The organism is Roseococcus sp. SYP-B2431 (assembly GCF_004336745.1).
Lineage (GTDB): Bacteria > Pseudomonadota > Alphaproteobacteria > Acetobacterales > Acetobacteraceae > Roseococcus.
This window is the reverse complement of record NZ_SJXD01000011.1, coordinates 83,867-96,662: the sequence shown is the minus strand read 5'-3', so window position 1 is coordinate 96,662 and position 12,796 is coordinate 83,867. Positions and strand designations below refer to the sequence as shown.

At 72.5% G+C, this 12,796-nt stretch carries 10 protein-coding genes; 4 read left to right on the top strand and 6 right to left on the bottom strand.

Going from position 1 to position 12,796, the window contains the following annotated elements; genetic code table 11:
* Positions 1-4: 4 nt before the first annotated feature.
* Complete coding sequence (locus EJV46_RS01870; protein WP_131546886.1) at positions 5-2,161, bottom strand: ATP-binding protein; 2,157 nt, start codon at positions 2,159-2,161, stop codon at positions 5-7.
* Between the two features lie 573 nt (positions 2,162-2,734).
* On the opposite strand from EJV46_RS01870, the gene EJV46_RS01865 reads away from it, so the two are divergent.
* From EJV46_RS01865 to EJV46_RS01850, 4 genes are read left to right on the top strand one after another with little or no spacing between them, the layout of a single operon-like run.
* Positions 2,735-3,322, top strand: a complete 588-nt coding sequence (locus EJV46_RS01865) for a helix-turn-helix domain-containing protein (RefSeq protein WP_131546885.1) — start codon at positions 2,735-2,737, stop codon at positions 3,320-3,322.
* Between the two features lie 39 nt (positions 3,323-3,361).
* Positions 3,362-4,528 carry a TRAP transporter substrate-binding protein gene (locus EJV46_RS01860; RefSeq protein WP_165585281.1) on the top strand — a complete coding sequence of 389 codons (1,167 nt, stop codon included), beginning with the start codon at positions 3,362-3,364 and terminating at the stop codon, positions 4,526-4,528.
* Entirely contained in the window at positions 4,525-7,500 is a 2,976-nt protein-coding gene (locus tag EJV46_RS01855) for a PAS-domain containing protein (protein ID WP_131546883.1), read from the top strand. Before EJV46_RS01860 ends, EJV46_RS01855 begins: the two co-directional genes overlap by 4 nt.
* Positions 7,493-9,658, top strand: coding sequence for a bifunctional diguanylate cyclase/phosphodiesterase (locus EJV46_RS01850; protein WP_131546882.1), 2,166 nt, complete (start codon positions 7,493-7,495; stop codon positions 9,656-9,658). The genes EJV46_RS01855 and EJV46_RS01850 overlap by 8 nt, the downstream gene beginning before the upstream one ends.
* 172 nt (positions 9,659-9,830) lie before the next feature.
* Here EJV46_RS01850 and EJV46_RS01845 read toward each other — a convergent pair whose 3' ends face one another.
* From EJV46_RS01845 to EJV46_RS01825, 5 genes are all read right to left on the bottom strand, one after another.
* The gene (locus tag EJV46_RS01845) at positions 9,831-9,995 is read right to left on the bottom strand and encodes a DUF3309 family protein (RefSeq protein ID WP_131546881.1); all 165 of its coding nucleotides are present in this window, start codon (positions 9,993-9,995) and stop codon (positions 9,831-9,833) included.
* Positions 9,996-10,100: 105 nt separating this feature from the next.
* A complete protein-coding gene (locus EJV46_RS01840; protein ID WP_131546880.1) occupies positions 10,101-11,159 on the bottom strand; it encodes an energy transducer TonB in 1,059 nt (352 codons plus the stop codon).
* Between the two features lie 3 nt (positions 11,160-11,162).
* Entirely contained in the window at positions 11,163-11,624 is a 462-nt protein-coding gene (tolR, locus tag EJV46_RS01835; RefSeq protein WP_165585280.1) for a protein TolR, read from the bottom strand.
* A gap of 7 nt (positions 11,625-11,631) precedes the next feature.
* Positions 11,632-12,297, bottom strand: a complete 666-nt coding sequence (locus EJV46_RS01830; RefSeq protein ID WP_131546879.1) for a MotA/TolQ/ExbB proton channel family protein — start codon at positions 12,295-12,297, stop codon at positions 11,632-11,634.
* Between the two features lie 10 nt (positions 12,298-12,307).
* Positions 12,308-12,733: a Tat pathway signal protein gene (locus EJV46_RS01825; protein WP_131546878.1), complete on the bottom strand. Its 426-nt coding sequence runs from the start codon at positions 12,731-12,733 to the stop codon at positions 12,308-12,310.
* Between the last annotated feature and the right edge of the window lie 63 nt (positions 12,734-12,796).

Below are 12,796 nucleotides of genomic sequence, written 5' to 3'. Positions count from 1 at the left end.
TTCATCATCCGATAGGCCTCAGTTCGGCTCGGCTTCGGGCAATAGGCGCGGGCGGAGCCTGTATCTCGGGCTCGGGCGGCGCGGTCTCGGCCGGAGCGGCGAGCCGCAGGCGGATGGCCACCTCGGCGCCGCCGCCCGGCCGGTTGCCGAGCGTGATCTCGCCGCCGAAGGCCAGGATCGTTCCATAGGCGATCGAGAGGCCGAGGCCGGTGCCCTGGCCCGGCGGCTTGGTGGTGAAGAAGGGCTCGAAGGCGTGCTGGACGATGCCCTCCGGCAGGCCGTGCCCCTGGTCGCGGACGAAGATCGACAGCCAGTCGGCGCCGCGCGGCCGCTCGACGGAGATGGTCACGATGCGCTGTCCGGCCGGCAGGTGGGCCATCGCGTCCCGCGCATTGACGAGAAGATTGACCAGCACCTGCTCCAGCGGGATGAGCCGCCCCTGCACGGGCGGCAGGTCCCGAAGATCGGGAACCTCCACCACCACCCCGTCCTTGCGCAGCGAGGCGCCCGCCACCTCCAGCGCGCCGCGGACCACCGCCTCGAGCGGGATGTCGTCGAGCGGCCCGTCGTCGGTCCGGGAGAAGGTGCGCAGGTGGCTGGCGATGTCACGCATCCGCTCCACCTGCCGGAGGATGTTCTCGATGTAGCGCTGCGCCTTCGAGAGGTCGCCCGGCTCTTCCAGATGCGCGAGGCTGATCTCGGCCGCGATGGAGATGGCCGAAAGCGGCTGGCTGATCTCGTGCGCGATGCTCGCCGCCATCTGCCCGAGCACGGTGAGGCGGGCGCCGGCCTCGGTCTGGGCCCTCATCTGCCGCTCCTCCTCGATATCGGTCACGACGCCGACCACCTCGGCCTCGGTGGACGAGAGCTGGGTCGCCACCCGGCAGCGCTCGCGGATCCAGAGCCCCGAGCCGTCCGGCATGCGCAGGCGGTACTCGCGGACATGCTCGCCGAACTCCGCCACCCGCCGGAAGAAGGCGCGCCGGGCCGCGGGACCGCCGGGCATGACGGGCAGGTCCGGCCCGCCGGTGATCCGGGGCATCTCCGGGCCGACCTCGTGATCGTAGAACCAGCCCTCGGCATCGACAGTGCCGCGATAGGTCGCGCTCGGCTGGGGGTCGAAGGTCAGGAGCAGGCGGGTGTGCTCGGCCTCGTCGCGCTCCAGGCTTTCCTGGACGCGGCTGCGCTCGGCCGAGCGAACGCGGCGGTCCAGGACGACGGCCGCGGCGGCGAAGGCGGCCATCATGGCGGCCAAGCCGACCGCGAGCGTCCAGAGCACCATCCGCTGCCGCTTCGCGGCCTGGGCGACCTGGGGCGCCGGGTCGATTCCGACCGTGACGACCATGGGCGTCCCCGGGATGCGGCGCCAGGCGGAATGCAGGGGCCGGCTGTCGATCGGGCTGAGGCCGCGGCGAAGCCCCTGCGGCTCCTGCATCGCTTCCATGGCCCTTGGCGGGAAGACCGCTCCGACATGCAGGCGCGGATTCTCGCTGCGGGCGAGGATGGCCCCGTCGCCGCGGAGGAGCGTGGTGACGCCGGGGTTTTCGCCCTGGGCCTCCCGCAGCCGCATCGAGAGCTGCTCGGCGTCGAAGACGACCGCGGCGTATCCGGCCAGCTCGCCCGCCGGGCTCCAGAGCGCGCGGCGGAGACAGATGACGGGCTGCTGCAGCGGCGCCGCACGGCGCGGCCGGCCGATCTGGATGCCGTCCGGGCCGCCGAGATGGTCCCAACAGGCGGTCACGGTGCCGCGGGCCTGCGATCCGGCGGCGGCGCCGGCGGACCAGACCGGCGCGCCGGCCGCGTCGAAGAGCATGAGATCGGTGAATTCGGGACGGCTCGGCAACATCTCCCGCAAATGGCTGTCGAGCGTCGCGCTCGGCACGGCCAGCCGGCGTGTGCGGGAGACGAGCAGGGACTGCGCCAGCGCCTGGAAATCCAGGACCGCCGCCAGGGCGCTCTCAGCCTGGATCGAGGCGCCCGCCTGGGCGACGCGCGCCAGGGCATCCACCCGCTCGAGGGCCAGCCGGTCGCTGGACGCGAGGGCGCGCCAGGCCATGGCCACCGCGATGCCGGAGCAGAGGACGAAGAGCCCAAGCAGCACGAGATAGGTGGCGGCCCTGTCCGTCAGCCGCGGGCCGCGCCGGAAGACCGCAGCCATCATGGCCGCATATCCTCGCGGGCCCCGTCGACCTCATTCCCGGTCACACGCCATCCCCCTCTCGTTCCCGGTGCGGAGCAGCGCATGCGGTTGCCGACTGGCGACACGCACATGCAGAAATTCTGCCGGCGGGCTGCTCGCATAGGTTGTATTCCTGCGCATAGGAAGATCTTTGTCGACTTCACGCTTACGCGATAGGTTAACTTGGCATGCTTTGAAGTCAACAAGCATTCGACTGCCTACGGTTGTAACGTAACATCCCAGGCCACAGTCGTGCGGAACGCAAAAAATTTGCTCGGGCGGTTAAACCGAATACCGAAAACGCAATCCGGACTGCAAAAGAATCCCATAACCAACTGGAATTCTTAGCAATGAAGATTCCCCAGCAGGGTCATTCCGGACCCTCCACAAAATCCGACATATCCCCCTTTGCACAACCTTTGCGGGCATTTCATTCCTTCACATACGAAAAACGGTAGGCCCTCCCCGGCGCCCGGAAGCTCTCCGGCGGTCGACAGGACGGACCGCGCCGCCCGACGCCGTTGCCCGGGGTCGAAGAGGAAAGGAGTTCCGGCCATGACCGCCAAGAAGCTTCGCGAGCCTCCCGTCAGCGCCGACGCGGCCGACCTCGCGCTGGGGGTCCGGCTGCGACAGATCCGCGAGGCGCGACGGATCTCGCGGCGGATCGTGGCAGCCGGCCTAGGTGTCTCGCCCCAGCAGGTCGAGAAGTACGAGACCGGGCTCACCCGCCTCTCGATCGGGCGGCTGCTGCGCTTTGCCGCGGTGCTGGACGTGGCGCCCGCGGCGCTGCTGATGAACCTTCATCCCGGTGCCGACAGCGGCAGCCCCGGCCCGGACGATCCTATCTTCGCCGACGCCTGCGCCGCCTTCGGGCACCTGGCCCGGATCCGCGAATCGGGCCTGCGTGAGGCTATGCTGAACGTGCTGGCGGTCCTCGCGGCCCAGGCCGGTCAGGGTGTGGCGGGAAGGCCGCGGCCTCCTTCGGACGAATTCGGACGGCCCTCCACGGATCGGAGCGAGGCGAACACGGCGCTGCAAGACCGCGGCTTCGCGCATGCACGGGCATCTTCCGCAACAAAACTCTACAACCTGCCGGGGCATAGGCGCTACCGCGAGCCGGAACCGGAAGATACAATCTCCTAGTGATTTCCCGAGCCTTCGCTCAACCATAGCGAGATGAGCATGCAGTTTCGACGCCCGGCGGCCGCTGACCTCAAGGGCACCGGCCCGTCGCGGAACCTCGGCGGAGCGCAGGCTGCCGGCCGGGCCCTGCTGGCGGCGTGCTTCGGCGCGTTGCTCGGCGGATGGCTTCTCGCGGCCGGCGCCCAGGCGCAGCCCTCGCCTCCGGCCGTCCAAGGACGTCCGGCCCCATCCGAGCCCATCCGGATCAAGGTCATCGGCGGCCTCGCGGGCGTGAGCCAGTTTCTACGGTACGAGGCGCCCTTCTGGCAGCAGCGGCTGCCCCAGATCACCCAGGGCCGGATGACGGCCGATATCGAGCCCTCCGACCGCAGCGGCATTCGCCCTGCCGAGATGCTGCACCTCATGCGCCTCGGCGTGGTGCCCTTCGGCACCTTTCTCCTTGCCACCACCGCCGCGGACGAGCCCGAGCTCGCGGGCGGGGACCTGCCCGTCCTGAACCCGGACATGGCACGGCTGCGCGAGAACATGCAGGCCTATCGCCCGCGCGTCGTGCGCAACCTGGCCGACAACTACGACATGGAGGTTCTGGCCATCTACGCCTATCCGGCCCAGGTGCTGTTCTGCACCCGCGCCTTCACGAGCCTCTCCGACCTCGGCGGCCGCCGCATCCGGACCTCTTCCGTGGGCCAGGCCGACATCGTCACCGCCCTCGGCGCCATCTCGGTCGTCATGCCTTTCGCCGAGACCGTGAGCGCCGTGCGGAACGGCCAGGCGGAATGCGCGATCACCGGCTCGCTGTCCGGCAATGCCATAGGCCTGTCGGAGGTCACGGCCCATGTCCACCGCATGGCCCTGACCTGGGGGCTCAGCGTCTTCGGCGCCCACCGGCCCAGCTGGAACGCGCTGCCGGCCGACCTGCGCCAGATTCTGCGCCAGGGCCTCGCGGAGCTCGAGTCCGAGATCTGGGCCGCGGCCGAGCGCGAGACGGAGGAAGGCTTCGCCTGCAACTCCGGCCAGCCCTCCTGCGCCGCCGGCCGGCCGGGAAGGATGCAGGTCGTCCCCGTCAGCGAGGAGGATGAACGGCGGCGCAGGGTTCTGCTGCGCGACGTGGTCCTGCCGAACTGGATCGAACGCTGCGGGCCGGCCTGCGCGGATGCCTGGAACGAAAGCCTCGCCAGCTCGGTCGGCATCCCGGCCCGCCCATGAGCGCGCGCCCGTCCAGCGCTGGGGCCATGGCTCCGGGGCGGCCGGCCGTCCCGGAGGATCCGCGCGCGACGACGGCGGCGCTGCCGAGCTCGGCACGCCGGATCCGCCTTTCCATCGTTCTCGGCATGAGCGTCCTCCTGATCGCCCAGGTGCTGGCCGTCTCCCAGTTCGTCACCAAGGGGCGCGACACGGCGATCACGGCCGCGACCGGCCTGGCCGAGCGCATCGGCCGCTCCGTCGAGGGAGCCGTGAACCGGGCTCTCGTGCAGGTGGACGCGACGATGCTCGGCCTGCCGCTCCTCCTCGCGCCGCTCACCGGCGAGCAGACGAGGAACATCGCGGGCGTGAATGCCGCGCTGCGCCAGATCAACACGCAGAACTTCGCCTTCCGCGACCTGCTGCTGGTCGGCCCCGACGGGCAGCCGATCGCCGCCGCGCTGCCGGCCTCGCGCCGGCGCTCGCTGCCCGTGCCGCTCGGGCCGAACTTCCAGGAGGCGGGGCTTTATGCCGGCGGCCTCGCGATCGGCGGCCCCGCCCTGAACCCGGCGACCGCCGAGTTCTCGCTCTTCTTCACCCGCACGCTGCAGCTGGCGAGCTTCGGCACGGTGCATGGGGTCGCGGAGGTGACCCTGTCCAGCCTAGCCACGCTGCTCAACGCCGGCGGCGAGGCTCCGGGTCTGCGCGTGTGGATCGAGCGCGCGGACGGAACCCTCCTCGCCTCCTCCCCGCAGGACAACGCCCTGCTGGGCCAGCGCATCGCCGATCCCGCGGAGCCCGGCCCGGCCACGATCCGGCCGTCGCGGCTGGATGGGCGCGAGGTGATCGTCGCCACCCGTCCCACGATCTACCCACATATCCGCATCGTCGCCGAGATGGACCTCGATCCCGTGCTGGCAGACTGGCGCGACGATCGCGATCGCGCGGCGCTCTTCTCCGTCGTGCTGACGCTGGTGCTGGTCGCGCTGATGATCTCGCTGCTGGTCTGGGTCACGCAGCGCAGCCGGGTGGAAACGGAGCGCCTGCGCTGGCGCCTGCGGCTGGAGAGCGCGCTGAACAGCATGTCCGACGGCTTCGTGATGTTCGACGCCGAGGACCGCCTGATCGTCTCCAACCAGAGCTACCGCGAGATGTACGAGCTGTCCGCTCCCTTCATCGAGGAAGGGGCGCGCTTCGAGGACATCGTCCGCGAGGGGGCGCGGCGCGGCCAGTACCCGCAGCTCAAGGGCGACATCGACAGCTTCATCCGCGAGCTGCAGGAGCAGCGGCGCGCCGGCGGCCTCATCGTCGAGCGGCTGCTGCCGGGCGGGCGCTGGATCCTGATCACGGAGCGCGTCATGCCCGACGGCGGCACCGTGGGCATCCGCACCGACATCACGGCGCTCAAGGCAGCCATGACGCAGCTCGCCGCGGCGCGCGACGAGGCGGAGAAGGCCACGGTGGCGCGCGGCATGTTCCTCGCCCGCATGTCGCACGAGCTCCGCACGCCGCTGAACGCCGTGCTCGGCTACGCGCAGATCGTGCTGCAGGACCAGAACATCCAGGGCGAATCCCGGGACCGGCTGCGCCTCATGCACGATGCCGCGGCTCATCTGCGCGACGTGGTGAACACGCTGCTGGACCTCACCAAGGCGGAGGCCGGCAAGCTCGAGCTGCGGCCGACGCCCACGGCGCTGCGGCCGCTGGCGGAGGCCTGCATCGCCCTCGTGATGCCCGAGGTGGAGCGCAAGCGCATCGCCATCGCGCTCGACATGGAGGCTTCGCTGCCGGCCACTGTCTCGGTGGATGCGATGCGGCTCCGGCAGGTGCTGATCAACCTGCTCTCCAACGCCGTGAAGTTCAGCCCGCAAGGGGGCCGCGTGGCGCTGCGGCTGCGTGCGACGCCGAGTCCCGGGATCGTGCGCTTCGAGGTGGAGGATTCGGGCCCCGGCGTCCCGCCCGAGCAGCGCGAGCGGCTGTTCCGCGATTTCAGCCAGCTCCAGGCCGGCTCCGACAATGGCACCGGGACCGGCCTCGGCCTCGCGATCTCGGCGCAGCTCGTGGCGGCGATGAGCGGCCGGATCGGCGTGGGCGACGGCGGAGGGCCAGGGGCGGCGCAGGGCGCCATGTTCTGGGCCGAGGTGCCGCTGCCCGCCGTGGAGAAGACCCCGGCGCCCCCGGCCATGCCGTCGCCGCCGCTGCCGGCGGCGGCGGCTCCTCCGGCGGAGGATGGGGACCGGCCGCTGCGCCTGCTCGTGGTGGACGACATCGCGGTGAACCGGACGCTGGCGCGGGTCATGCTGGAGCAGGCCGGCCACCAGGTGACGCTGGCCGCCGACGGCGGCGAGGCGCTGACGGCCGTCGAGGCCCACACCTTCGACGCCGTGCTGATGGACGTGCAGATGCCCGTGATGGATGGGCTGGAGGCGGCACGCCGCATCCGCCTGCTGCCCGGGGAAGCGCGGCGCGTGCCGATCATCGCGCTCACGGCCTCGGCCATGACCGACCAGGTGGAGGCCTGCCGCGCGGCCGGCATGGACGCCCACCTCGCCAAGCCGATCAACCGCGCCGAGATGCTGACCGCGGTCGCCGAGATCGCACGGCGGCGGCACGAGGGCGACGAGGGCTCGCCGCTTCCCGCCGCGTCGCTGGACCGGCTCCGCGCCGAGCTGGGCGCGGATGCGGGCCGCATCATCGCCGAGCTCGCCCGGGAGGCCCGCGACGGTCTGCGCCAGCTTCCCGCCGCGTCGCCGATCGCGACGGAGGTGGCCGCCGCCACGCATCGCCTGCTCGGCCCCTTGCGCGCGCTGGGAGCCGTGCCGCTGGCGGAGGCGACCGCCACGCTGGAGGCCGCCGCGCGCAAGGGCCTGAGCCTCGACGCGCCGCTGCAGGCCTGGCGCGGCGCCGCGACGGCGCTGGAACCTCATCTCGACGCGCTGATCCCGCGCGGCGGCCCGCCGATGACGGAGCCGCAGCCCGCGATGCACCATGGCTAACACCATGCAGGACAGCCGGCCCGCGCCCTCCCCGTCCCGGCGCCTGGCGCCGATGGAGGACGATCCCCTCGCCGACGCGTTGGCCATGGCCGGCATCGGCACCTGGCAGGTGGACATCGCCACGCGGAAGGTGCGCTGGAGCCAGGTGACCCACCGGATCCACGAATTGGCGGACGAGGGCGAACGCGACGTGGACGAGGCCCTGGGCTTCTACCCGCCGGAATCGCGCGACGAGATCGCCGCGGCCGTCGCCCAGGCCATGGCCGAGGGGCAGCCCTGGGACCGCGAGGTGCCCTTCGTCACGGCGCGCGGCCGCCGGCGCTGGGTGCGCGTCTGGGGACGCGCCGTGCGGCAGGACGGCCGCCCCGTGCGCCTCGTCGGCACCTTCGAGGACATCACCGCGCGGCGGGACATGGACGCCGCGATAGGGCTGGAATTCGCGCGCCGCACCGCCGCGGAGACGCTGCTGCACGAGGTGCTGGACGCGCTGCCCAACTCCGTCGTCGCCTATGACCGGGACGAGCGCGCGATGCACTTCAACCGCGCCCACTCCCGCATCTTCGACCGCACGGCGCCCTTGGTCGGCGTCGGCGCAGGGCTGGAGGAGGTGCTGCGCGCCGGCCTCGCGCAGGGCCAGTATCCCGATGCCGGCGATTCCCCCGCCGCGCGCGAGGAATGGCTGCGCGACCAGATCGCGGCGCATCGCACGCCTGGGCCCTCCCGCCTGCTGAAGCTGCCGGACGGGCGCTGGCTGCAGCAGCGCACGCGGCGCTTCGCCAATGGCTCCTTCATCTCGATCGGCACCGACGTCACCCGCGTGAAGACGATGGCCGAGACCGCGCAGCGCCGCGCCAGCGAGGATCCGCTGACCGGGCTCGGCAACCGGGCGCTGCTGCAGCGGCGGCTGAGCGGCCTCGTGGCCGCGCGCCGCGCGGAGGACCGGCCCGCGGCCTGCCTCGTCTTCTTCGACCTCGACCATTTCAGCGCCGTCAACGACACGCGCGGCCATGACTGCGGCGACGCCCTGCTGCGCGCGGTGGCCGTCCGGCTGCGCGACTTCCTACGCGCGGAGGACACCGTCGCCCGCCTGAGCGGCGACGAGTTCGGGCTGCTGCTCCCCGGCATCGCCAGCGCGACGCAGGCCGCCGCCTTCGTCCGGCGGCTGCGGCGCGAGCTGGAGCGGCCCTATGAGCTGGACGCGGCGCGGCTCTCGCCCTCCTTCTCCATGGGCGTCGCGCTCTACCCCGGCGATGCCGCGGATGCGGACGGGCTGTTCCGCTGCGCCGACACGGCGCTCTACCACGCCAAGCGCGAGGACGTCGGCGGCACCGCCTTCTTCGAGCCCGCCATCACGGCCGTCCTGGCGCGCCGCGCCCATCTCGCGGCCGCCCTGCGCGAATCCATCGAGGCCGGCGGGGTCGAGATCGCGCTGCAGCCCCAGACCCGTCTCGGCGACGGCGCGCATGTCGGCTTCGAGGCGCTGGCGCGCTGGTCGGACGGCGGGGCGCCGGTCCCGCCCGCCGAGTTCATCCCGGTCGCGGAGGAGACGGGGCTCATCGTGCCGCTGGGGTCGCGCGTGCTGGATCTCGCGCTTTCAGCCGTCACCCGGCTGCGCGGGCGCGGTCTGGATCCCGGCCGGGTCTCGGTGAACGTCGCGGCCTCGCAGCTGCTGATGCCGGACTTCGCCGGGCTGGTGCGCCGCAAGCTGCGCGCGCATGGCGTCGAGCCCGCCTGCCTGGAGATCGAGGTGACGGAGACGGTGCTGCTCGATCGCGCCACCGTCCGCATCGCGCAGGTGCTGGCGGAGCTGGAGGCGCTCGGCGTCTCGATCGCGCTGGACGATTTCGGCACGGGCTATGCCTCGCTGTCCCACCTCACCCGGCTGTCGGTCCACCGGCTCAAGATCGACCGGCGCTTCGTGCGCGACATCGGTGCGGGGGGCGTGCCGAACCCGATCGCGCGCACCGTGATCGGGCTGGCGCAGGGCCTCGGCATGCAGACGGTCGCCGAGGGCGTGGAGACCGCGGCGCAGCGCGACTACCTGGCCGAGCACGGCTGCGACATCATGCAGGGCTACCTGGTCGCGAAGCCGCTGACGCCCGAGGCGGCCGAGGCGTATCTGAGGCGCGCGAGAGAGCTGCCGCCGCCACGGGGGTGACCCTCCGGCGCCGGCTCCGGGAAGATGCAGGCGGCGAGGCATGCCGTCCCCGCCGCGATCCGGAATCGGGCTCGCGGCGGGGACGATCAGGTCATCGCGCCGATGCCGCGGCCACCCCATGCGCTTCGGCGCGGGGCGTCCGCGATGCGGCGAGGCTCTTGCCGGAAGCCGGTCAGATCCGGCCCATCACCATGAGCACGATGAGGATGATCAGCACGACGCCCAGCACGCCGACGCCGCCATGGCCGAAGCCATAGCCGTAGCCGCCGAACCGGCCGCTGAAGCCGCCGAGCAGGGCGATGATGAGGATGATGATCAGGATAGTTCCGAGCGACATAAGGCTTCTCCGCTGTTGATGCCGATCGGGCTGTCACCCCATCGCCGCCTCGCGAGCCGCGAGGTGGATGGGCAACGCGCCATGTCGGGCGGGGTTGCCCTGCTGTCAGGGTCTCAGCGTGAAGCGCACCGGGACCACGAGCTCCACCGGGTCGCCCGGCATTTCCACGGGCGGGGCGGGCAGCGGCGAGGCGCGGCGGATCATGGCCGCCACCGCCATGTCCAGATCCTCATGGCCTGAGCTGCGCTCGATCCGCCAATGGGCGACCGAGCCGTCGCGCCGCATGGCGAAGCGCAGCACGACGGTGCCCTCGGCGCGGCGCATCCGCGCGGAGAGGGGATAATCCTTGTGACGCTCCAGCGCGGCCATCAGCCGGCCCACATAGCTCACCGGTGGCCGGGCCGGCGCGGCCGGGGCTACGACGGGGGGCGCGGGCGCGGCGGCGGCCGGCGGGGCCTCCTGCGGCGGCACCGGGCGCGGCGGCGCGGCGGGCCGCGGACGCGGCGGAGGCGGCGGAGGGGGCGCGACGGCGCGCACCGTCTCGTCCGGCGGGGCCTGCGTGGGCGGCGGCGGAGGCGGGGGCGTTTCGGCGGCGTCCTCCGGCGGTGGCGGCGGCACGACGTCCTCGGAATCCGGCGGCTCGACGGCCAGGGGCTCGATCAACGGCGTCGGCGCGATCTGCTCGGGCGGGGGCATGTCGGGCGGCGGAGGCTCCGCGGCGGCCTCGGGCGGAGGCGGCGGCTGGACTGCGTCCGGCGGGGGTGGAGGCGCCTGGTCCGGCGGCGGGGGCTGGACGGCCTCGGGAGGCGGCGGGGGCGTGTCGTCGGGCGGCGGGGGCTGGACCGCGTCCGGCGGCGGAGGCGGCGCGGCCTCGGGAGGCGCTTCCGTCGGCGCGGCTTCCGGCTGCGCGGCCTGGGTCTGCTCGGTGACCTCGGTGGGCTCCGAAGCCTCCGAGGGCGCCGGTTCCGCCAGGGGCGAGATCTCGATCTCGCTCGATTGCGGCTCCAGCGGTTTGGACTGCGTCCACCACACCATCGGGCCGACCACGGCCGCGTGCAGTAGGATCGCCGCCGCCGTCGGCAGGGCGAAGCGGCGCGCATGGGCCGTCGGACGGCTCAGGACCGCTTCCTCGGGCAGCAGGTGCTGGGCCGAGAAATCGGGCACGGGTCAGCGGGCCTGCACGGCGGGGCCGGCGGGCTCGGCCTCGGCGATGAGCGAGACGCGCGCGACGCCCGCGGCCGTCACCTTGCCCATGACGCGCATCACGTCGCCGTAGGGGACGCTTCGGTCGCCGCGGACATAGACGGGCCCATCATTCGCCTCCGCCTCCCGCATGGCGCGGATGCGGTCGGTGAGATCGGCCTCGGCGACTGGTTCCGAGCGGAGGAAGACCTGGCCCTCGCGGTTGACGCTGACCACCACGGGGGGTGCCGTCTGCGACACCCGGGCGGCGGCGGTGCGCGGGAGCTGCACGGGCACGCCCACCATCATCATCGGGGCCGCGACCATGAAGATGATGAGCAGCACCAGCATCACGTCGACGAAGGGCGTGACGTTGATGTCTGACATCGCCGTGCCGGCGCTGTCCTCGTCGTCGTCGCCCGAAGGGCCGGAGGTGCTCATCGCCATGCCGGCGCTACTCCGCCAGTTGCTGGCGCGGCGTGCGGCTCAGGCGCAGCGCTAGGTCAGAGGCGGCGCTCATGGCTTCCTGCCGGGCGCCCGTCAGCCCGCCGACGAAGCGGTTGTAGGCCATCACGGCGGGGATGGCGGCGACGAGGCCGATCGCGGTCGCGAAGAGCGCCTCGGCGATGCCCGGCGCCACGACGGCGAGGCTCGTGTCGTTGCTGGCGGCGATGCCGGTGAAGCTGTTCATGATGCCCCAGACCGTGCCGAACAGCCCCACGAAGGGCGCCACGGAACCGGTGGTCGCCAGGATCTGCAGCCCGGGCTCGGCCAGCCGCACGGATTTCAGCACGGCCTTGCGCATGGCGCCGTCGAGCCGCGCGCGGAATTCCCCGTCCGTCTCCTGCAAGCCCTGGCCGAGGCGCCATTCCGGCAGGCCGGCGCGCAGCGCGACGGAGGTGAGGTCGGCCGCGCCCTCATGGAGGATCGAGGGGTTCACGGCGGCGCCGGCCAACGCCCGCGCCTCGCGCCGAAGCCGGCCGAGGGCGAAGCTCTTCTCGATGATGACCGCCCAGCAGGCGATGGAGGCCAGCGCCAGGCCGATCATCACCGCCTTGACGACGGGATCGGCCGCGAGAAACAGGCCGAGGGGCGAGAAGTCGTGCGGAACCGGGTTCATCAGGCGGCGATCACTTCTCGAAGTTCACGCCGCTCACGCGCGAGGCCAGCGCGGCCCGGCCCACGCAGGCGTTGCGCGCATCGGCCTCCTGGCTGCCGCAGGCGAGGATGTCGTTCAGCAGCACGCTGCCGACCGTGTCGCATCCCTGGCCGGTGAGGTCGAAGAGGCGCACCACGGTGCGGCCCGCCGGCAGCGGCCCGGCATCGACGGCCAGGCGGCGCGAGACCACGCCATCCTTGCCGAAGATCACGAGGTCGAGCCGCAACGGGTCGAGCGCCTCGCCACCGCCGCCATTGTTGAGCACCATCCAGACGCGGCAGGCGCCCTCGCGGGCCTCGAGGCGGTTCAGCTCGATGCGGAGGGGCGACGGGGTCTGGGCGGCAAGGGGCGAGACGCCCGCAAGCAGGAAGAGGGCGGTGAGGAAGCCGCGAAACATGGGATTGGTCCTTCGGCCGGGGCGGGACCGGCAGATAGCCCCAATTGAGAACCAATTGCAATT